Origin of the sequence: Nocardioides dokdonensis FR1436 (assembly GCF_001653335.1) — a bacterium.
Lineage (GTDB): Bacteria > Actinomycetota > Actinomycetes > Propionibacteriales > Nocardioidaceae > Nocardioides > Nocardioides dokdonensis.
In genome coordinates, this window is the sequence record NZ_CP015079.1 from 2445811 (window position 1) to 2465536 (window position 19726).

The 19726-nt window shown below is 72.8% G+C and carries 18 protein-coding genes; 11 read left to right on the forward strand and 7 right to left on the reverse strand.

What is annotated here, in order from left to right; genetic code table 11:
- Window positions 1-1155: a cytochrome P450 gene (locus tag I601_RS11605; protein WP_084527512.1), complete on the forward strand. Its 1155-nt coding sequence runs from the start codon at window positions 1-3 to the stop codon at window positions 1153-1155.
- Window positions 1148-2488 carry a sensor histidine kinase gene (locus tag I601_RS11610; RefSeq protein WP_068109724.1) on the forward strand — a complete coding sequence of 447 codons (1341 nt, stop codon included), beginning with the start codon at window positions 1148-1150 and terminating at the stop codon, window positions 2486-2488. The genes I601_RS11605 and I601_RS11610 overlap by 8 nt, the downstream gene beginning before the upstream one ends.
- A gap of 34 nt (window positions 2489-2522) precedes the next feature.
- On the opposite strand, the gene I601_RS11615 is transcribed toward I601_RS11610, so the two are convergent.
- Window positions 2523-3944, reverse strand: coding sequence for an aminopeptidase P family protein (locus I601_RS11615; RefSeq protein ID WP_068109727.1), 1422 nt, complete (start codon window positions 3942-3944; stop codon window positions 2523-2525).
- 69 nt (window positions 3945-4013) lie between these two features.
- Here I601_RS11615 and I601_RS11620 point away from each other — a divergent pair, with 69 nt between their 5' ends.
- From I601_RS11620 to ettA, 5 genes are all read left to right on the forward strand, one after another.
- A complete protein-coding gene (locus I601_RS11620; protein WP_068109730.1) occupies window positions 4014-5135 on the forward strand; it encodes a PrsW family intramembrane metalloprotease in 1122 nt (373 codons plus the stop codon).
- A complete protein-coding gene (locus I601_RS11625) occupies window positions 5132-6877 on the forward strand; it encodes a dynamin family protein (RefSeq protein ID WP_237089386.1) in 1746 nt (581 codons plus the stop codon). Before I601_RS11620 ends, I601_RS11625 begins: the two co-directional genes overlap by 4 nt.
- Before the next feature lie 74 nt (window positions 6878-6951).
- Complete coding sequence (locus I601_RS11630; protein ID WP_068109736.1) at window positions 6952-8592, forward strand: GTPase family protein; 1641 nt, start codon at window positions 6952-6954, stop codon at window positions 8590-8592.
- 177 nt (window positions 8593-8769) lie between these two features.
- A complete protein-coding gene (locus I601_RS11635; protein ID WP_068109739.1) occupies window positions 8770-9180 on the forward strand; it encodes a single-stranded DNA-binding protein in 411 nt (136 codons plus the stop codon).
- A gap of 58 nt (window positions 9181-9238) precedes the next feature.
- Entirely contained in the window at window positions 9239-10921 is a 1683-nt protein-coding gene (gene ettA / locus I601_RS11640; protein ID WP_068109742.1) for an energy-dependent translational throttle protein EttA, read from the forward strand.
- 62 nt (window positions 10922-10983) lie between these two features.
- Here the strand turns inward: ettA and I601_RS11645 are convergent, their stop codons facing one another.
- The 3 genes from I601_RS11645 to I601_RS11655 all read right to left on the reverse strand — a co-directional run bounded on the left by I601_RS11645 (window position 10984) and on the right by I601_RS11655 (window position 13541).
- Window positions 10984-11505 (reverse strand): MarR family winged helix-turn-helix transcriptional regulator, encoded by a 522-nt coding sequence (locus tag I601_RS11645; protein WP_068109745.1) that lies wholly within the window; start codon window positions 11503-11505, stop codon window positions 10984-10986.
- 142 nt (window positions 11506-11647) lie between these two features.
- Window positions 11648-12862, reverse strand: a complete 1215-nt coding sequence (locus I601_RS11650) for an acetyl-CoA C-acetyltransferase (protein ID WP_068109748.1) — start codon at window positions 12860-12862, stop codon at window positions 11648-11650.
- A 46-nt stretch (window positions 12863-12908) separates the two neighbouring features.
- A complete protein-coding gene (locus I601_RS11655; RefSeq protein WP_068109751.1) occupies window positions 12909-13541 on the reverse strand; it encodes a TetR/AcrR family transcriptional regulator in 633 nt (210 codons plus the stop codon).
- Window positions 13542-13624: 83 nt separating this feature from the next.
- Between I601_RS11655 and I601_RS11660 the strand changes: the two genes are divergently transcribed.
- Window positions 13625-13804: a hypothetical protein gene (locus I601_RS11660; protein ID WP_068109754.1), complete on the forward strand. Its 180-nt coding sequence runs from the start codon at window positions 13625-13627 to the stop codon at window positions 13802-13804.
- A gap of 37 nt (window positions 13805-13841) precedes the next feature.
- On the forward strand, window positions 13842-14711 hold the full coding sequence (locus tag I601_RS11665) for an acyl-CoA thioesterase (RefSeq protein WP_068109759.1): 870 nt from the start codon (window positions 13842-13844) through the stop codon (window positions 14709-14711).
- A 14-nt stretch (window positions 14712-14725) separates the two neighbouring features.
- On the opposite strand, the gene I601_RS11670 is transcribed toward I601_RS11665, so the two are convergent.
- Together I601_RS11670 and I601_RS11675 are read right to left on the reverse strand one after the other, a co-directional pair.
- The gene (locus I601_RS11670) at window positions 14726-15097 is read right to left on the reverse strand and encodes a globin (RefSeq protein WP_068109763.1); all 372 of its coding nucleotides are present in this window, start codon (window positions 15095-15097) and stop codon (window positions 14726-14728) included.
- Window positions 15094-16134: a mechanosensitive ion channel family protein gene (locus I601_RS11675; protein ID WP_084527514.1), complete on the reverse strand. Its 1041-nt coding sequence runs from the start codon at window positions 16132-16134 to the stop codon at window positions 15094-15096. Before I601_RS11675 ends, I601_RS11670 begins: the two co-directional genes overlap by 4 nt.
- Window positions 16135-16258: 124 nt before the next feature.
- Between I601_RS11675 and I601_RS11680 the strand changes: the two genes are divergently transcribed.
- Window positions 16259-16633, forward strand: coding sequence for a hypothetical protein (locus I601_RS11680; RefSeq protein WP_068109767.1), 375 nt, complete (start codon window positions 16259-16261; stop codon window positions 16631-16633).
- Entirely contained in the window at window positions 16620-17006 is a 387-nt protein-coding gene (locus I601_RS11685; protein ID WP_068109770.1) for a DUF5130 family protein, read from the forward strand. Before I601_RS11680 ends, I601_RS11685 begins: the two co-directional genes overlap by 14 nt.
- A gap of 99 nt (window positions 17007-17105) precedes the next feature.
- Here the strand turns inward: I601_RS11685 and pepN are convergent, their stop codons facing one another.
- On the reverse strand, window positions 17106-19655 hold the full coding sequence (gene pepN, locus I601_RS11690; protein WP_068109775.1) for an aminopeptidase N: 2550 nt from the start codon (window positions 19653-19655) through the stop codon (window positions 17106-17108).
- Window positions 19656-19726: the final 71 nt, after the last annotated feature.

Below are 19726 nucleotides of genomic sequence, written 5' to 3' on the forward strand. Positions count from 1 at the left end.
ATGACGGGTCCGTTCCCCAGTCTCGGCACCGAGGCGCCTTCCGGGCGTCTCGGTGCCGTTCTACGTGCGGTGGGTGCCGACGAGCCGGTCGCGCTGGGGCGGACCGGGCCGTGGCTGGTCACGAGCCCCGCCGACTCCCGGCGCGTGCTCACCGACACCGCGTGCTTCGACTTCCCCCTCGACGTGAGTCGCCGTGCGGTGCGCCGGGGCGCGGGCCGTGCTGCCGCGTCCGGCCCGCCCACCCCGCACGAGACCTTCGCAGCGTTGGGCCCCGCTGCTGTGGCGGCAGGCCGCCGGGTCGTCGCCGAGGAGCTCCGGAGCCGCTGCGGCGACCCGGGGACCGTCGTCGAGGCGATGGACCTGCTGCGTGCCCCGGTGGCGCGCTCCACGGCCGCGGCGGCGCTGCCGGACCTCGACCCCACGGCCCGCGACGAGATCGCCGACCTCGTGCTGTCGTGGGTCGACGCCCTGGGCCCCGTCATCGCCCACCGTCGCAACCCCGCGCGGTTCTCCCGCGTACGGCGCCGCGAGTCCGTGGCACGTCGACGTCTGGAGCAGCGGCTCACGGACGCCGGCGAGCAGCACCCCGCCAGGATCGCGACCTACCTGGCCGCCGGCACGCAGGTGCCGATCGCGGCCGGGGCGTGGCTGCTGGTCGCGCTGGCGGCCCATCCCGGCGTGGCCACCGACCTGCGTGCGGGGGAGACCGAACCCCTCGCCGCCGTCTGGGAGACCCTGCGGCTCACGCCGCCGACGTGGGTGACCGGGCGCGTGAGCGCGGCGCCGGTGGAGCTGGGCAGCACCCGGTTGCCGGCCCAGGCAGTGACCCTCGTGAGTCCGCTGCTCCTCGGGCGTCGCGCCGAGCTCGTCCCGGGGCCGGAGCACGGTGAGGCCGATCGCGGCGTCTTCAGCCCGCGCCGCTGGACGGGTGTCGCGATGAGACCGGGGGCCTGGCTGCCGTTCGGTGCCGGGCCGCACGCGTGCCCGGGGCGTAACCTGGGCCTGGCACAGCTTCTCGAAGTGGTCGCCTGGGCGGGTCGGCACGACCTGGAGCCCGGCGCGGTCGCCCGGGTGGACCAGAGCCGCGGCATCTTCCCCGCCCCTTCCACACTGGTCGTGCACCCCAGGCACCCCGACAGGAGCAGCAGTGACTGAGCCCGGCCCCCTCCAGGTCCTCGGGGACGAGGCCCAGCCCACGGCCGCGGCCACGCGGCTCGCGCAGGCGATCCTGCAGGGCGCGCTCAGTGGCGCGGAGGCGGTCGAGGCCATCGCTGACATGTTCCTGCCGCACCCGCGCGTCGATGCCGTGACGGTGGCGCTGACGACGTACGAGCCGGAGAGCAAGGACGGGTGGATCGAGCTGGGGCAGCGCGCGTGGCTGCGCGAGTGGGTCAGCCCCGGGAGCCTCGTGTCGGTGGTGCCGGACGGCGACGCCGGGCCCGAGGCCGCGCTGACCATGCCGTGGATGTCGCCGCGCACCCGCGAGGGCGTCGTCGTCATCACCGACGTCGAGCTGCTGCCCCCGGAGGCGGCGCAGGACCGCCGCGAGATGCTCGCCTGCGGGGTCCGCAGCCTGGTCAGCTCCTCCCAGGTCAACGATGGCGTCATGTTCGGCAGCATCTCGCTGCTGAGCGCGACGGGCGGTCCGTGGCCGGACGGCGACATCGCCGACCTCACCCTGCTCGCGGCAGCCCTGCGGTCCCGGCTCCAGGTCCTCGCGACCCGGCACTCGCTGGCGGACGCGATCGCGCGCGGCGACCAGGCCAGCGCCGTCCAGCAGCAGTTCTTCGCCGCCACCGGCCACGAGCTGCGCACCCCGATCAGCGCGATCCTCGGCTACGCCGAGGTGCTGCAGTCCGACGCCGAGGACCTGGCCGGGGTCACCGATCCCGAGCAGCTGGCGCGCTTCGTGGCCGGCGTGCACCGCGACACCGGGATCATCGTCGGCGCCGGCGAGCAGCTGCTCGCGATCGTGGAGGAGCTGCTGAGCACCGCCCGGGTCCTCGGGGACGCGCCCCGCGAGCCGGTGGTGGTCGCCGAGGCGGTCCAGGACGTCGTGCACTGGGTGCGCACCCCGGCGGCCACGGCGCAGGTGGACGTGACCGCGTCGGTGCCCGCGGACCTCGCGGTGCTGGGCACGCCGGCGGGCGTGCGCCAGGTGCTGACCAACCTCGTCGGCAACGCGGTGGCGCACAACCGTGCCGGCGGCCGGGTCACCGTCTCGGCCACCCCGACGCAGGGCGAGGCCGGTGAGCCCCGGATCCGGATCAGCGTCAAGGACACCGGGCCCGGGCTGACCCCCCGTCAGCTCAGCCAGGTCTTCGAGCCCTTCGTGCGCTTCGCCGAGCCGGGCGTGCGGGGGACCGGGCTCGGTCTCTCCCTGTCCCGTGCCGTCGCCGAGCGCGACGGCGGGCTGCTCGGCGTCGAGTCGCGCTCGGGCGAGGGATCGACGTTCTGGTTGGACCTGCCGGCCGCCACCGGGGGCTGAGCCGGCCTCGGAGGGAGCGCCCAGGGGGAGCGGGTCAGAGCCGGGCGCCCATCCATGCCTCGACGTCGTCGGCGCTGCGGGGCAGCGCCGCGGAGAGGTTGCGGTGGCCGTCGCGGGTGACCACGAGGTCGTCCTCGATGCGGATCCCGATGCCGCGCAGCTCCGCAGGGACCAGCAGGTCGTCCTCCTGGAAGTACAGGCCCGGCTCGACGGTCAGCACCATCCCCTCGGCCAGGGTGCCCTTCGCGTAGGACTCGGGGGCCGCGGCGCCGCAGTCGTGCACGTCCATGCCGAGCATGTGGCTGGTGCCGTGCAGCGTCCAGCGGGCGTAGACCTTGCTCTCGGGGTCGAGCGCCTGCTCGGCCGGCACCGGCAGCAGACCCATGCCCTCGAGGCCGTGGGCCAGCACCGTCATCGACGCGGCGTGCACGTCGGCGAAGGGGGTGCCGGGGCGCACCGCCTGGAAGCCGGCCTCCTGGGAGGCGAGGACGAGGTCGTACAGCTCGCGCTGCAGCGCCGTGTAGCTGCCGTCGACGGGCAGCGTGCGGGTCACGTCGGCGGTGTACAGGTTGTGACCCTCCACCCCCATGTCGAGCAGCACCAGCTCCCCGGGCGTGATCGCACCGGAGTTCTCGATCCAGTGCAGCGTCGTGGCGTGCTTGCCGCCGCCGACGATCGAGTCGTAGCCGATGTCGTTGCCCATCGCGCGGGCCCGGCGGAAGAACGTGCCCTCGATCCAGCGCTCGCCGTACTTGAGCACGTTGGCCCAGTCCGACACGGAGTCCTCGAAGCCCATCGTGGTGGCGTCGCAGGCGGCCTGCAGCTCGCCGACCTCCCAGTCGTCCTTGACCAGGCGCATCTCGGACACGACCCGCGCCAGCTCGCTGTCGAGGGCCGCGTCGGCGCTGACGAGACGGTCGACGTGGGCGGAGACCCCGCGGTGCACGCGGGTCTTGTGCTGGACGCCGGACAGGTCGTCGGCGAGCCGGTCGACGTGGCGGACCCCGATGCCGAGCGAGGACGAGAGCTCGTGCGCCGAGGGGCGGCGCCCGGCCCACAGCTCGCCGTACTGGCGGTCCCGGAAGAATTCGTCGGTCTCCCGCGAGGAGCGGGGGCGCGCGTAGAGCACGGCCTCGCCGTCGGTCAGCACCAGCACGGCGTCGGAGGTGAGGTTGCCGGTGAAGTAGGTGTGGGCGGTGTCGCTGCGGAACCGGTAGTCGGTGTCGTTGGCGCGCACCTTGTAGGTGCCGGCGGGCAGCACCAGCCGCTCGCCGGGGAAGGCCTCGCTCAGGCGCGCCCGGCGCTGCGCGGCCAGGTCGGCGACGGGGTGGCGGGGCAGGTCGAGCTCGCGGTCGCCCCAGCCCGAGCGCATGAACGTGGAGTACGCCTCCGGCACGGCGGGGTCGTGCGACTCGGTCTTGGGCTCGGTCGGCGCGGGGACGCTCTGCTCGCTCATCCGGCCATGGTACGTCGCGTGGTCGCGCCGGGACGGCGTGCCGGGTCGCCTGCCGATAGGGTCACGCGCATGGTGCCGACGCGTCGCGACAACGTCGCCTTCACGGTCGTGGTCACCGCGCTCGTGGTGCTGGGAGCGTTGCCGATCCTGCTGGTCATCGCGTTGTCGGGCGGGCCCGACTCGTTGGTCCTGGCCACCGTGCTCGCAGCCCTGCCGGTGGGCCCCCTGGTCGCCTGCTACCTGTGGCTGGACCGCTACGAGCCCGAGCCACGCTCCCTGCTCCTGCTGGGCCTGCTGTGGGGCGGCTTCGTGGCCACGGCGGCCGCGCTGCTGGTGCAGGGCGTCGGCGGCCTCGTCGTCGGGGTCACCGAGGCGGCCAGCCTGGCGGTCGTCGCGCCGGTGACCGAGGAGTTCTTCAAGGGCGCGTTCCTGGTCCTGCTGCTGTGGTGGCGCCGCGCCGAGCTCGACGGCGTCCTCGACGGCATCGTCTACGCCGGCATGGTCGGCATCGGCTTCGCCTTCGTCGAGAACATCCTCTACCTCGCCGCGGCCTACAACGGGACCGACGGGATGGGCCCCGGCGGCACCGAGGCCCTGACCACGACCTTCGTGCTGCGCTGCCTCTTCAGCCCCTTCGCCCACCCCTTCTTCACCACGTTCATCGGCATCGGGGTCGGCTTGGCCGTCGGTTCCCGCTCCACCGCGATGCGGGTGCTCGCCCCGCTGGGCGGCTACGTCCTCGCCGTGCTCGCGCACGGGCTCTGGAACGGGTCGACCATCTACGGCTTCGGCGGCTTCGTCGTCGTCTACGTCGTGCTGATGGCTCCGGCGCTGGTGGCCACGGCGGTGCTGGCGGTGTGGGCGCGCAGGTCCGAGCGCCGGATGCTGGCCGCCGCCCTCGGCGACGCGGCCCAGCGCGGGCTGCTGCCGGCCACCGACATCGGCTGGGTCGTCGACCTCGGCGCCCGCCGGAGGGCCCGCAGCCACGCCCGACGGCTCGGTGGCACCGCCGGTGAACGGGCCATGATCGACTACCAGCAGGCCGTGATCGAGCTCGGGTTCCTGCACCACCGCTACCTCCGCGGCACCCCTCCGCCAGACTTCGCACTCCGAGGACAGGACTACGTCGCCCGCATCCGCGCCGTTCGTCCTTCCATCGCTTTTCCCGGACAGGTGGTTCCAACCCGATGACAGCCCGCCCCGACGCCAGTCCCAGCGGAGCCGAGGACGCCCAGATGCTCACCGCGCTGGTCCGCCTGCGCGGCGCGCTGCAGGGCGCCACCCTCCCTCTGGACCTGCCCGGCGTCGACGAGGTGCGCGCCTCGCACGACGAGATGGTCGCGCAGCTGGAGGACTACGTCATCCCGCGCGTGATGACCATCGACGCCCCGCTGCTCGCGGTCGTCGGCGGCTCGACCGGCGCCGGCAAGTCCACCCTGGTCAACTCGCTCGTCGGGCGCCGCGTCACCGAGCCCGGGGTGCTGCGCCCCACCACCCGCTCGCCGGTGCTGGTGCACCACCCCGACGACGGCCACTGGTTCGGCCAGGACCGGCTCCTGCCCGACCTGCGCCGCGTCGAGCACACCACCAACGACCCGGACGCCCTGCAGCTGGTGGCCTCCGAGACCGTCCCCCAGGGACTGGCCATCCTGGACGCCCCCGACGTCGACTCCGTCGAGGAGCGCAACCGCACCCTGGCCGCCCAGCTGCTGGCCGCCGCCGACCTGTGGCTCTTCGTCACCTCCGCCGCGCGGTACGCCGACCAGGTGCCGTGGGGCTTCCTCAAGCAGGCCGCCGACCGCTCGACCGCGGTCGCGGTGGTCCTCGACCGCACCGCCCCCGAGGCGGTGCAGACCGTCTCCACCCACCTGGCCCGGATGCTGGCCTCGCGCGGTCTCAAGGACTCCCCGCTCTTCGTCGTCCACGAGGGCCCGGTCGACGCCCAGGGCCTGCTGCCGGCAGCGCACGTCCAGGACGTGCGCGGCTGGCTGGACTCGCTGGCCCACGACGCCGGCGCCCGCGCCGCGGTGGTCAAGCAGACCCTCGACGGCGCGATCCGCAGCATCACCCACCACGTGCACCCGGTCGCCGATGCCGCGGCCGTGCAGCTCGAGACGGCCGCCACCCTGCGCGACGAGGCGGAGCGGGCCTACGAGCGCGCCGCCGCCGATGCCGTCAAGGCGACCGCGGACGGCACCCTGCTGCGCGGGGAGGTGCTGGCCCGCTGGCAGGAGTTCGTCGGCACCGGTGAGCTGCTGAAGTCGCTCGAGAACCGGGTCGGCTGGCTGCGCGACCGCGTCGTGAACGCGGTCAAGGGCAAGCCGCAGCAGGCCGAGCGGGTCACCGTCGCCGTCGAGTCGGGGCTGGAGCTGCTGATCCTGGAGCACGCCGAGCAGGCCGCCGAGCGTGCCGAGGCCGCCTGGCAGCAGCACGCGGCCGGGGTGGGCCTGCTCGCGCAGGCCGGGCCCGACATCGGTCGCGCCTCGCGCGACCTGCGTCGTCGTGCCGAGCGCGCGGTGCGCGACTGGCAGGGCGACGTCCTCGAGATGGTCAAGGCCGAGGGCGCCGACAAGCGCTCGACCGCACGCTTCCTGGCCTTCGGGGTCAACGGCCTCTCGGTGGCCCTGATGGTCGTGGTCTTCACCCACACCGCGGGCCTGACCGGGGCCGAGGCGGGCATCGCGGGCGGATCGGCGGCCCTGGGCCAGAAGCTGCTGGAGGCGGTCTTCGGCGACCAGGCCGTGCGCGGCCTCGCCGACCGGGCCCGCACGATGCTCGAGGAGCGCATCACCGGCCTCTTCGACACCGAGCGCGCCCGCTACACGTCCCTGGTCGACGGGCTCGGCCTCGTGCCCGGCTCCGCGGAGCAGCTGCGGCAGGCGGCGCGCCGCGTCGACGACGTCCGCTTCGCGGCCGCGCCCCGGCAGGGCTGAGCCCTGCTCGCGACCTGGCGCCCGGGGCACCCTAGGGTGTCCTCCAGCACTGACCGCACGCTGAGTGGGAGAACATGACGTCCTTGCTGGACGGGGCCAAGAAGCTGGTCACCCGTGGCACCGACACCGGCGCTCGCATCGAGGGGCTGGCCACCGCCGTCGACGCGGCGCGCGGACGGCTCGACGACGACCTCGTCGACGCCGCCGAGTCCGTCGTCGACCGCGCCACCAGCCGCCTGCGGCTCTCCGCGTCCCACACCGTGGTCGCGATCGCCGGCGCGACCGGCTCCGGGAAGTCCTCCACCTTCAACGCGCTGACCGGCCTGGAGCTCTCCGCCGTCGGCGTACGCCGCCCGACCACGTCGTGGGCCACGGCGTGCGTCTGGGGCAGCGACGGTGCCGGTGAGCTCCTGGACTGGCTCGGCATCCCGCCGCGGCACCAGACCACCCGCGACTCGATGCTCGACACCCGTCGGGAGTCCCAGGCGCTCGAGGGCGTCGTGCTCCTCGACCTGCCCGACCACGACTCGACCGAGGTCTCGCACCACCTCGAGGTCGACCGTCTCGTGGCGCTCGCCGACATGCTCGTGTGGGTCCTCGACCCCCAGAAGTACGCCGACGCGGCCATCCACGACCGCTACCTCGCGCCCTTGAAGACCCACGAGGGCGTCATGGTCGTGGTGCTGAACCACATCGACACGGTGGCCCCGGACGGCCGGGAGGCGATGGTCGCCGACGTGCGCCGCCTGCTCCAGGCCGACGGTCTCGGGCAGGTGCCGGTGATCGCCGTCAGCGCCCGGGAGGGCATCGGCATCGACGCGCTGCGTCGCGAGATCGAGTCGCGGGTCAGCGCCAAGAAGATGACCGCCGCCCGGATCGAGGCCGACGTGCGCGCCGTGGCGGGACGCCTGCAGGAGGCCGGCGGCGACGCCGCGACCCGCGCACTGTCCGACCAGCGGGTGCGTGCGATGCAGGACGCCTTCGCGGAGGCCGCCGGGGTCCCCACCGTCGTGGAGGCCGTCGAGCGTTCCACCCGCCTGCGCGCCGGTCGGGCCACCGGGTGGCCCCTGGTCTCGTGGGCCAGCCGGCTGCGTCCCGACCCGCTGAAGAAGCTCCAGCTCGACCTCGGCTCCTCCACCCGGGCCCTGCGTGGCACGCACGCGGCCGTGCCCGAGACCACGTCGGTGCAGCGCGCCCGCGTCGACTCCGAGGTCCGGGCGCTGACCGACGAGGCGACCCGCGGGCTCGGTCGGCCCTGGGCCGACGCCGTGCGCCGGGCCTCGGTCGACCGGCTGCCCGAGGTCGGCGACCGCCTCGACGAGGCCCTGCGGGGCGTGGACCTCCAGGTCGCGCGCATCCCGGTGTGGGCCGGGATCGTCCGGGTGCTGCAGTGGGTCCTGATCGTCACCGCGCTCGTGGGTGCGGCCTGGACCGCGGCCGCCGGGCTGTCCGGCACCCTCGCCAGCACCCCGAAGGTCGGCGGCGTCGCGCTGCCCCTGGTGATGCTGCTCGGCGGGGTGGGGCTGGGCATCCTGCTGGCCCTGGTCTGCCGTGGGCTGGTGGCCGGGACGGCGGCCCGGCGCGCCGGGAGCGCCGACTCGCGGCTGCGCGCCGCGGTCGACAGCGTCGCCCACGACCTCGTCGTCAGCCCCGTGGAGGCCGAGCTCGCGGCCTACACCCGCGCTCGCGCCGGGTTGTCGAAGGCCCTGGCCTAGCACCTGGCACCAGGTCGCTCCGGGCCGCTCCGCGTCCACAGCGACCCGGTGACGCAGCGTCCTGCACCGCCGGCCCGTGCCGGCCCGCGGTCGCGCCGGCCCGGTCAGAGGGTGGGCTCATCCGGGGACGGCCGTCCCCGGTCGACGGCCCGGCACCCGGGCGAGAGCGGAGGACGCATGCTCAACGAGACGACCGTGACGCTGCAGGGCTGGCTGGGCAGCGACGTGACCGTGCGCGAGGCGGCCGGGAACCCGGTGGCCAGCTTCCGGGTGGCCAGCACCCCGCGCCGCTACCACCGCGGGACGGGGGAGTGGGTGGACGGGGTGACCCAGTGGTACACCGTCAACGCCTGGCGGGCCCTCGCGAGCACCTGCGCCGACTCGCTGAGGCGTGGGGACCCGGTCGTGGTCCACGGCCGGCTGCTGCCCCGGGTCTGGGTCAACCAGGCGGGGGTGGAGGTGACCACCGTCGAGGTCGACGCCGTCCTGGTCGGCCACGACCTGAGCCGCGGCACCACGGTCTTCACCCGGACCCCGCGCACCGCCGACCGGCCCACCGGTCCCACCACCGACCACGCCGCGGCCTGACCGTGACGGAGGGCCCCGATCGAGCCAGGACGCCGCTCAGCAACTAGGCTCGCTGACCATGGCGGATTATGTTTTCACTCTGCGCAACGTGCGCAAGGCCCACGGTGACAAGGTCGTCCTCGACAACGTCACCCTCTCGTTCCTGCACGGCGCCAAGATCGGCGTGGTGGGCCCCAACGGCACCGGCAAGTCGTCGATGCTGAAGATCATGGCCCAGCTCGACCACGCCAACAACGGCGACGCGATCCTCGACCCCGGCGCGACCGTCGGCATGCTCCAGCAGGAGCCGCCGCTCAGCGAGGGCAAGACGGTGCTCGAGAACGTCGAGGAGGCCGTGGCCGAGACCAAGGCCAAGATGGCGCGCCTCGACGAGCTCTACATGATGATGGGCGACCCCGACGCCGACCAGGACAAGGTCGCCACCGAGGCGGGTGACCTGCAGAGCGAGCTCGACGCCGCGAACGTGTGGGACCTCGACAGCCGGCTCGACCAGGCCATGGACGCCCTGCGCTGCCCCCCGGCCGACGTCGTCGTCGACCACCTGTCGGGTGGCGAGCGGCGCCGCGTGGCGCTGTGCAAGCTGCTGCTCCAGCAGCCCGACCTCCTCCTGCTCGACGAGCCCACCAACCACCTCGACGCCGAGTCGGTCCAGTGGCTCGAGGGCCACCTGGCCAGCTACCCCGGTGCGGTCCTGGCCGTGACCCACGACCGGTACTTCCTCGACAACGTCGCCTCCTGGATCCTCGAGCTCGACCGGGGTCAGGCGCACCCCTACGAGGGCAACTACACGACGTACCTGGAGACCAAGAAGGACCGGCTCAAGATCGAGGGCCAGAAGGACGCCAAGCGCGCCAAGGCCCTGGAGCGCGAGCTCGAGTGGGTGCGCTCCAACGCCAAGGCCCGCCAGACCAAGAGCAAGTCCCGACTCGCGCGCTACGAGGAGATGGCGGCCGAGGCCGACCGGATGCGCAAGATCGACACCTCGGAGATCAACATCCCCGCGGGCCCGCGTCTCGGTGACGTGGTGCTGGAGGCCAACGGGCTGACCAAGGGCTTCGAGGACCGGACCCTGATGGACGACCTGAACTTCTCGCTGCCGCGGGCGGGCATCGTGGGCGTCATCGGCCCCAACGGCGTCGGCAAGACCACGCTGTTCCGGATGATCACCGGTCAGGAGCAGCCCGACGAGGGCGAGCTCAAGGTCGGGCAGACGGTGAAGATCTCCTACGTCGACCAGAGCCGGGGCGGCATCGACCCGAACAAGAACGTCTGGGAGGTCGTCTCGGACGGGCTCGACTTCATCAAGGTCGCGAACTTCGAGATGAACTCGCGTGCCTACGTCGCCTCGTTCGGCTTCAAGGGCCCGGACCAGCAGAAGAAGGCCGGGGTGCTCTCCGGAGGTGAGCGCAACCGCCTCAACCTCGCGCTGACCCTCAAGATGGGCGGCAACATGCTGCTGCTCGACGAGCCCACCAACGACCTGGACGTCGAGACGCTGTCCTCGCTCGAGGACGCGCTGCTCGACTTCCCGGGCTGCGCCGTGGTCACCTCGCACGACCGGTGGTTCCTGGACCGGGTGGCCACCCACATCCTGGCGTGGGAGGGCACGGACGAGAACCCCGCCTCGTGGTTCTGGTTCGAGGGCAACTACGCGGCCTACGAGGAGAACAAGATCGAGCGGCTGGGCGCCGAGGCGGCGCGACCGCACCGGGTCACGCACCGTCGCCTGACCCGCGACTGACCCGCGACTGGCCCGCAGCTGGGCAGCACCGGCCCGGGACGGGCCCGGGTCCACCCGGGGAGCTAGCGGATCTCCCTCTCCGGGTGGGCTCCGACCAGGGCGTCCGCGACGGCGTTCATCACCCGACCCATGGCGGCGAAGTCAGCGGGGTCGACGAGGTCGACCAGGTGGTCGCGCACCCCGTTGACGTGCAGCGGCGCGAGGCGCTCGAGGGTGCTGCGGCCCTGGTCGGTGAGCCGGCACTCGATGCCGCGGCCGTCGTCGGGGGAGGTGCGGCGCTCCACCAGGCCGGCCCGCTCCATCCGGGCCACGGTGTGGGTGACCCGGCTGCGGCTGTGGGCCAGGGCGTCGGCCAGCTGGGCCATCCGCAGCGTCCCGTCCCGCTCGGAGAGCCGGACCAGGATCTCGTACTCGGTCAGAGACAGGTCGCACTCGCGGCGCAGGTCGTCGTCGAGGCGGTCCAGGAGCAGCGTCGACCCCAGCACGAGCGCCCGCCAGGCGCGCTGCTGGTCCGCGTCGAGCCACCGACCCTCGACGGGTGCGGTGGCGGGTGCCGTGGACGCGGAGCTGGGGGTGCCTGTCACGGCGCAGAGCCTAGTGCGGGCCCGCGCCGCCCTGAACACCCCCCGAGGTCCCGCCGCCCCCGACCCGCCCACAGCGCAGCGGACCCCCCGGCACGGGTGCCGGGGGGTCCTGAGTGCGTGGTGCTGCGGGGAGCCGATCGGGTCAGAGACGCTCGAGGATCAGCGCCATGCCCTGGCCGCCACCGACGCACATGGTGATCAGGCCGGTGCTCTTGTCGTGCCAGTCCAGGCTGTTGAGCATGGTGTTCTGCAGGCGGGCGCCGGTCATGCCGAAGGGGTGCCCGACGGCGATGGCGCCGCCGTTGACGTTCAGGCGGTCGAGGTCGATGCCCAGGTCCTGGTAGGACGGGACGACCTGCGCGGCGAAGGCCTCGTTGATCTCGACCAGGTCGATGTCACCGATGCTCATGCCGGCGTACTTCAGGGCGTTCTTGGTCGCCTCGACCGGGCCCAGGCCCATGATCTCGGGGGACAGCCCGCTCACACCGGTGGAGACGATGCGCGCGAGGGGCGTGAGGCCCAGCTCGGCGGCCTTGGTGTCGCTCATGATGACGACCGCGGCGGCACCGTCGTTGAGGGCGCAGCAGTTGCCGGCGGTCACGACGCCGTCGGGGCGGAAGACCGGCTTGAGGTCCTTGAGGCCGTCGTAGGTGACGCCGGCGCGCGGGCCGTCGTCGGCGGAGACCACGGTGCCGTCGGGCAGGGTGATCGGGGTGATCTCCCGGGCCCAGAAGCCGTCGTTGATCGCCTTCTCGGCCAGGTTCTGGCTGCGGACGGCGAACTCGTCGAGCTCCTTGCGGTCCAGGCCGCGCAGCTTGGCGACGTTCTCGGCGGTCTGGCCCATGGCGATGTAGGCGTCCGGCAGGAGGCCGTCCTCGCGGGGGTCGTGCCAGCCCTGGCCGCCCTCGGCGGTCTTGGCGGTGCGCGCCTTGGCGTCGTCGAAGAGGTGGTTGTGGGTGTCGGGCCAGTGGTCCGAGGTGCCCTTGGAGAAGCGGGACACGGTCTCGACGCCCGAGGAGATGAAGATGTCGCCCTCGCCGGCCTTGATGGCGTGGAAGGCCATCCGCGTGGTCTGCACCGAGGACGAGCAGTAGCGGGTGATCGTCGCGCCCGGCACGTCGTCCATGCCGTTGAGCACGTTGACGACGCGGGCCATGTTGTTGCCGGACTCGCCACCGGGCAGGCCGACGCCCATGTAGTGGTCGTCGACGGAGTTCGGGTCGAGCGCGGGGATCTTGTCCAGGGCGGCCTTGATGATGGTCGCGCTCAGGTCGTCGGGGCGCAGGTCCTTGAGCGAACCCTTGTTGGCCCGCCCGATGGGCGAACGGGCGGTGGAGACGATGACTGCCTCAGGCATGGATGGGAACCGGCTCTCTGGTGGGGAACGATGAGTCGGCTGCAGCCTAGTCCAGCCGGTGGGTGGGCGGCCTGGGGACCACCGCGTCGAGCAGCAGCCCCAGCCAGCTGGTCAGGGCCCGGTCCCGCTCGGCCTCGGGGCGGGCCAGGGCGGCCGCCAGGACGCCGTCGAGGGCGGCGACCAGCATCTCTGCCACGGACATGGCCGCGTCGGGGCCCGGGGGAGCAGCGCCCGGATCCAGGCGGCGTACGACCTGCTCCACGGTCTCGACCAGCGGGATCCGCCACTGCGCCAGGAGGTCGGCGAGCGCCGGGTCGCGCGCAGCGGCGAGCCCCAGCTCCAGCGAGACGAGGTACACCGTGCGCTCGCGCAGCCAGCGCCCGAACAGCTCGTGCACCATGGCGACGGCCTCGGCCCGGGTGGGGACGGGCTCGCCCAGCGCCCGGGCCAGGTCCTCGACGTCGGCGGTCAGCTCGGCCACCACCTCCTCGGCGAGCGCCGTGCGCAACGCGTGGCTGGTGCGCAGGTAGGCCGAGCAGGTGCCGAGGGGCAGCCCGGCCTCGCGGTCGACCGCACGGTGGGTCAGTCCCCGCAGGCCCTCCCGGGCAGCCACGGTCCGGGCGGCGCCGAGCAGCTCGGCGCGGCGTCCGCCGGCGGGGCGCGGGGGAGTGACGGACATCGCTCTCCTGGGGCTGGGGTCCTGGACGTGGCGAGCGTACTGTCGGCAGCACCGAAGTTCTACAAATGTAGAAGGAGAGTCCCATGGTCAACCTGACCACCGCCGTCCTCGTCCTGCTCGTCCTCACCGCGGTCGCCGCCGGGCTCGCCGCCCTGCTGGTCGCCGGCCTGGCGACCACCGCCGTGGCCGCCCACCGGCGCCGGCGCCGGGCCGCCGCGCTCACCATCCCCGCCTACTACCGCGGTCTCGCCCTGTCGCACTGACGCTGCGGCGAGCGCGACGTCTGACACCATCGCGGGCGTGCGACATCGCTACGAGTGCCCACTGCGCTGGGCCGACCTCGACCTCCTCGGCCACGTGAACAACGTGGTCTACGTCGACTACCTGCAGGAGGCGCGGGTCGACATGCTGCGCCACCACCGTGGCGAGGCCTCCGCCGAAGGACTGGTCGAGGGCCTCGTCGTGGTGCGCCACGAGGTCTCCTACCTCGCGCCGCTGGTCTTCCGCTTCGCCCCGGTGAGCATCGAGTGCTGGGTCGTGGAGATCCGGGCCGCCAGCTTCACGATGGGCTACGAGGTCTTCGACGAGCACGAGGACGGCAGCCGCACGGTCTACCTGCGCGCCAGCACCGTGCTCACGCCGTACGTCTTCACCCACGAGCGCCCGCGCCGCGTCTCCGCCGAGGAGCGCCTGGTGCTCGAGGCGTACCTGGGCACCGAGACGCCGTCGCCCCGGCCGGCGCGCAGCGCGCCGCACCACGAGGAGCTCGGGCACTACCCGGTGCACGTGCGGTTCAGCGACGTCGACATCTACGGCCACGTCAACAACGTCGTGTACTTCGAGTACATCCAGGAGGCCCGGATCTCGCTGATGGCCCGGCTGTGGCCGGACCCGAGGGAGGCGAGCGCGGGGAGCATGGTGGTCGCCCGCACCGACGTCGACTACCGGGTGCCGATCCTGCAGCGCCAGGCGCCGTACGACGCCTGGTCCTGGGTCAGCCACGTGGGCACCACGTCGGCGGTCATCGAGACCGAGATCCTGGACGGAGACGTGCTGCTGGCCCGGGCGCGGGTGGTGATGGTCTTCGTCGACGCCGACACCGGGCGCTCGCGCCCGCCGGCACCCGAGCACCGCGACCCGCTGGCCGCGATGCTGCAGCGGGCCGGCTGAGCCGTGGGCGACGCTCAGTCGAGCGTGTTCACCATGAACTGCGCGGCGTGGGTGACGTAGTCGTTGAACGTCTCGCGCTGCTCCGCGGTCAGCCCGCTCTCCTCCAGGGCGGCCCGGAAGTGCGTGAGCCAGTGGTCGCGCGCCTCCGGGTTGACCGCGAACGGTGCGTGCCGCATCCGCAGCCGGGGGTGACCGCGCCGGTCGGAGTAGGTCGTGGGCCCGCCCCAGTACTGCATGAGGAACAGCGCGAACCGGTCCTCGGCCGGCGCCAGGTCCTCCTCGGGGTACATCGGGCGCAGCACCTCGTCGGTGGCCACCCCCTCGTAGAAGCGGTGCACGAGAGCGCGGATCGTCGCCTCGCCGCCGATCTCGTCGTAGAAGCTCATCGGTCCATCATCTCGTCGTCCTGCGCAGCAGGGGCGGCCGCGTCCCGCTCGTCGCGGTGCCACACCACCCGCTGGGGGAACGGGATCTCGATCCCCTCGATGTCGAAGCGGGCCTTGATCCGCTGGCGCATCTCGCGCGCCACGCCCCACTGCAGGCCGGGGGCGGTCTTGAGGGCCACCCGCACCGCGATGCCGTCGGCGCCGAGGTCCTGCACGCCCCAGACCGAGGGCTCCTCGATGACCTTGCCCTTGAAGTCCTCGTCGTCCCACAGGTCGTGGGCGACGTCCTCGAGCACCCTTCGGACCTTGACCAGGTCCGCGGAGTAGGAGACGGAGACGTCGAGGACGGTGCGGGCCCAGTTCTGGCTCATGTTGCCCACCCGCACGATCTCGCCGTTGCGGACGTACCAGACGGTGCCGTTGATGTCGCGCAGCCGGGTGACGCGCAGGCTGACGGCCTCCACGGTGCCGATGGCCTCCCCCAGGTCGATCTCGTCGCCGACGCCGTACTGGTCCTCGAAGATCATGAAGATGCCGGACAGGAAGTCGGTGACCAGTGACTGGGCGCCGAAGCCGACGGCGAGGCCCACGATGCCGGCGCTGGCGATGATCGGGGCGATGTTCACGCCGACCTCGCTCAGCACCATGGTGCCGACGATGGCCAGCACCAGCCCGGTGATGATGCTCTTGAGCAGGCTGCCCATCGTCTTGGCGCGCTGGACCCGGCGGGTGGCGTTGAGCGAGTCGCGGGCCACCTGGGCCTTGGCGGCGCCACCGCGCCGGAAGCGGGTGACGTGGTCGGGCAGCACGCCGTCCTGGGCGCGCGCCACGACCCGGTCCACCACCCGGTGCAGCAGCCAGCGCAGCACCAGGCCGAAGAGGACGAGGCCCAGCACCGCCAGCGGCTTGCCGATGAGGATGTCGGCGATGTTGGCGAGCTTGTTGCTGCCGGTCCAGTCCTTGACCAGGTTGCAGACCGTCTCGGTGTCTTCGCAGCGGCCCTTGGTCAGCGAGGTCACGGAAACGAGGGAGAACATGCTCGCCAGTCAAACAGGTGCCTGGCCCTACTCCGAACCCTGAGCGTGTCGACCCCGTCACGTCGGGGAGTCCTCGGCCGGACAGGGTTCGATGCCAGCGCCTGGAGCCGATACGATCGCAGGTGTGACCACCCTGATCACCGCCTTCGCCGTCCTCGCCCGTCGCGCCCGCGTGGCGCTGCTCGCGCTCGGCCTCGCCGGCACGACCGTCCTGCTCGGTGCCGCTCCGGCGGCCGCCGACGTCCCCGTGGGCTGGTCCGACCCGGCCGACGTCAACCCGCTGATGGCGCTGCTGCTGATCGTCGGGCTCCCGCTGCTCGGGCTGCTCGCGCTCGCCGCGATGATCTACGGGCCGCCGCTGGCCCGCGGAGAGCGCGTCGCGCCCGGCGCCCCGGCCGTGGCCAACCAGTGGATCGGTGGGCCCCGCCGCAAGACCGGCGAGCTCGCCGGCCCCGACACCGAGGAGTCGCAGGCAGGTGGCTCCAGTGCCCGCTGGTGACCCCTTCACCTCCGCGGACCACGCGGCCCTCGACGCGACCATCCGTCGCGCCGAGCAGCTGTGCCGCATGGAGTTCTCGGTGTTCGTCGGCAACGCCGAGGGCGACCCGCGCGCGTTCGCCACGAGCCTGCACAACACGCTCGTCGCGCCGGCGCGCAGCATCCTGATCATGGTCGACCCGACCCGGCGCCTCCTCGAGATCGTCACCGGCGCCTTCGTGCGTCGTACCCTCAGCGACAACCAGGTCGAGCTCGCCGCGCTGCACATGCAGCAGGACTTCGCCAACGACGACCTCGCCGGCGGGCTGCGCCGCGGCATCGAGATGCTCGCCGAGCACGCCCGCGCCCCCCGCACCCTGCACGCCAAGGCCTGACGCACGAGCGGTCACTTTCGCACCCTCGAGCAGTCACTTCTGACCGCCGAGAGGTGCCACAAGTGACCTCTCGGTGGTGCAGAAGTGACTGCTCGTCCCTCAGCTGCGGGCGTCGCGCTCCTGGGCGGCCATCGCCCGCAGCGCGTCGGCGCGGCCCTCCTGGACGTAGCGCTGCGCCGCGGCGGGCGCCTCGGTTCGAGCGAGCCAGGCGTCGACCTTCTCCACCAGCTCCGGCCCTGCGAAGGGGCTGGGGAAGATGTAGTTGAGCACGGTCGAGGCGCGGTGGGTGCCCAGGTGGTCCCAGAGCGTCTCGGCGGCCTCGAGGTAGCGGTCGACGTACGGCGCCAGGACCTCCTCCTGGCCGTGGCGCATGAACGAGAACACGATCGAGCGGGCGGTCTCGTTGGGGACGTCGGTGCGCTCCACCGCCAGCGACCAGGCCTCGACCTTCGCCTCGGCGTCCGGGAGCGCGGCCCGGGCGGCGGCTGCGTGCTCCTGGCCCGAGATGGTCGCGTCGCCCGCGAGCTCGTCGTCGATGCGCGACCCGGCGCGACCCGCCGCGGCCAGCGAGGTGACCAGGGACCAGCGCAGGTCCTGGTCGACGGTGAGGCCGTCGATCTCCCACGTGCCGTCGAGCAGCCCGGCCACGTCGTCGAGGGCGCTGTCGCTGTGCGCCGCCCCCGCGAAGGAGCGCACGAAGGTCAGCTGCTGGTCGCTGCCGGGCTCAGCGGCCAGCGCGAGCTCGCGCAGGCCGCTCTCCCAGCGGGCCTGCAGGGCGGCGCGCTTGGCCGGGGCGGCGTACGCCGTCGCTGCCGTGGCGGCCGTGCTGGGGATGCGGCTGACGCCCCACGGGTCGGTCTCGGCGCCGATGTTGGCCAGCACCAGGTCGACGTAGTCGGAGGCCGCCATCTCGGCGTCCCGCGTCATATCCCAGGCCGCGCCCCAGACCAGGGCACGCGCCAGCGAGTCGTCGAGGCGCGAGAGCCCACCGATCGCGGTGGCCAGCGAGCGCTCGTCGAGCCGGATCTTGGCGTAGGCAAGGTCGTTGTCGTTGAGGAGCAGGAGGTCCGGCTGGGTCTCACCGACCAGCTCGGCGATCTCGGTGAGCTCGCCCTCGACGTCGGTCTCGACGTAGCGGGTGCGCACCAGCCGGCCGTCGACGTCGGAGTACATGCCGACGCCGATGCGGTGCCGGCGCAGCGTGGGCCAGTCCGGGTGGGCGCTCTGGCGCACCGCGACACGGGTGTAGCGGCCCTCGTCGTCGAGGTCGAACTCGGCGGCGAGCGTGTTGACGCCCGCGGTCTGCAGCCACTCCTTGGCCCAGCCGGCCAGCTCGCGACCGGAGGACCTCTCCAGGGCGGCGAGCAGGTCGGAGAACTCGGAGTTGCCGTAGGCGAAGTCCTTGAAGTACTGCTGCAGCCCGCCGAGGAAGTCGTCGAGCCCGACCCAGGCCACCAGCTGCTTGAGCACCGAGGCGCCCTTGGCGTAGGTGATCATGTCGAAGTTGACCTCGACGGCCTGCAGGTCGACGTTGTCCGCGGCGATCGGGTGGGTGCTGGGGAGCTGGTCGGCGCGGTAGCCGGTCTGCTTGCGCGCGTTGGCGAAGCCGGTCCAGGAGTCGGTGAACTCCGTGGCCTCGACCTCGGCGTGGTAGCAGGCCCACTCGGCGAACGACTCGTTGAGCCAGAGGTCGTCCCACCAGCGCATCGTCACCAGGTCGCCGAACCACATGTGCGCCATCTCGTGCAGGATCACCGAGCAGCGGAACTCGTAGAACGAGCGCGGCTGGCGCGAGCGCGGCAGGTACTCGTCGCGCAGCGTCACGGCGCCGGCGTTCTCCATCGCGCCCATGTTGTACTCCGGCACGTAGAGCTGGTCGTACTTGCCGAACGGGTAGGGGAAGTCGAAGGCGTCCTCGAAGAACGCGAAGCCCTGGCGGGTGATCTTCAGGAGGTCGTCGAGGTCGCGCTCGAGGTACTCCACCAGCGACTGGCGGCAGTAGTGGCCCAGCGGGATCGTCCCGTGCGCGCCCTCGTAGGTGTGCTGCACCTCGTGGTACTCGCCGGCGATCAGCGCGGTGATGTAGGTCGACATCGGCTTGGTGGGCTCGAAGTCCCACACGGCGCGGCCGTCTCCGAGCGGCTCGGGCTGCGGAGTGGGGGAGTTGGAGACGACCTTCCAGTCCTGCGGGGCCGTGACGCGGAAGGTGAAGACCGACTTGAGGTCGGGCTGCTCGAAGGTGGTGTAGACGCGGCGCGCGTCGGGCACCTCGAACTGCGAGTAGAGGTAGACCCGGTCGTCGACGGGGTCGACGAAGCGGTGCAGGCCCTCCCCGGTGTGGGAGTAGGTGCAGTCGGCGCGCACCACCAGCGTGTTCTCGGCCTGTAGGTCCGCCAGCGCGATGCGGCTGTCGGCGTACGCCGTGGCCGGGTCGAGCGGCGTGCCGTTGAGGGTGATCTCGTGCACCGTGGCGTCGACGAGCTCGGCGAACGTCTCCGCTCCCGGCTGCGTGCAGGTGAAGGAGATCGTGGTCGTGGAGGAGAAGGTCTTCTCGCCCGTCGTGAGGTCCAGGTCGATGGCGTACGACGTGACGTCCAGGAGGGCGGCGCGGATGGCGGCCTCGTCCCTGGTCAAGTTGGTTCCAGGCATGACGCAGATCATTGCACCGGCACCCGGAGGACGCCGCACCAAGTGCCTCCCGAGCGCCGGTGAGGTGCGGA

Coding starts and splice junctions, on each gene's coding strand:
- I601_RS11630 (WP_068109736.1), top strand. CDS start 6,952: ATGACGTCCTTGCTGGACGGGGCCAAGAAGCTGGTCACCCGTGGCACC.
- I601_RS11605 (WP_084527512.1), top strand. CDS start 1: ATGACGGGTCCGTTCCCCAGTCTCGGCACCGAGGCGCCTTCCGGGCGT.
- I601_RS11635 (WP_068109739.1), top strand. CDS start 8,770: ATGCTCAACGAGACGACCGTGACGCTGCAGGGCTGGCTGGGCAGCGAC.
- I601_RS11625 (WP_237089386.1), top strand. CDS start 5,132: ATGACAGCCCGCCCCGACGCCAGTCCCAGCGGAGCCGAGGACGCCCAG.
- pepN (WP_068109775.1), bottom strand. CDS start 19,655: ATGCCTGGAACCAACTTGACCAGGGACGAGGCCGCCATCCGCGCCGCC.
- I601_RS11615 (WP_068109727.1), bottom strand. CDS start 3,944: ATGAGCGAGCAGAGCGTCCCCGCGCCGACCGAGCCCAAGACCGAGTCG.
- I601_RS11655 (WP_068109751.1), bottom strand. CDS start 13,541: ATGTCCGTCACTCCCCCGCGCCCCGCCGGCGGACGCCGCGCCGAGCTG.
- I601_RS11675 (WP_084527514.1), bottom strand. CDS start 16,134: ATGTTCTCCCTCGTTTCCGTGACCTCGCTGACCAAGGGCCGCTGCGAA.
- I601_RS11660 (WP_068109754.1), top strand. CDS start 13,625: ATGGTCAACCTGACCACCGCCGTCCTCGTCCTGCTCGTCCTCACCGCG.
- I601_RS11650 (WP_068109748.1), bottom strand. CDS start 12,862: ATGCCTGAGGCAGTCATCGTCTCCACCGCCCGTTCGCCCATCGGGCGG.
- ettA (WP_068109742.1), top strand. CDS start 9,239: ATGGCGGATTATGTTTTCACTCTGCGCAACGTGCGCAAGGCCCACGGT.
- I601_RS11620 (WP_068109730.1), top strand. CDS start 4,014: ATGGTGCCGACGCGTCGCGACAACGTCGCCTTCACGGTCGTGGTCACC.
- I601_RS11670 (WP_068109763.1), bottom strand. CDS start 15,097: ATGAGCTTCTACGACGAGATCGGCGGCGAGGCGACGATCCGCGCTCTC.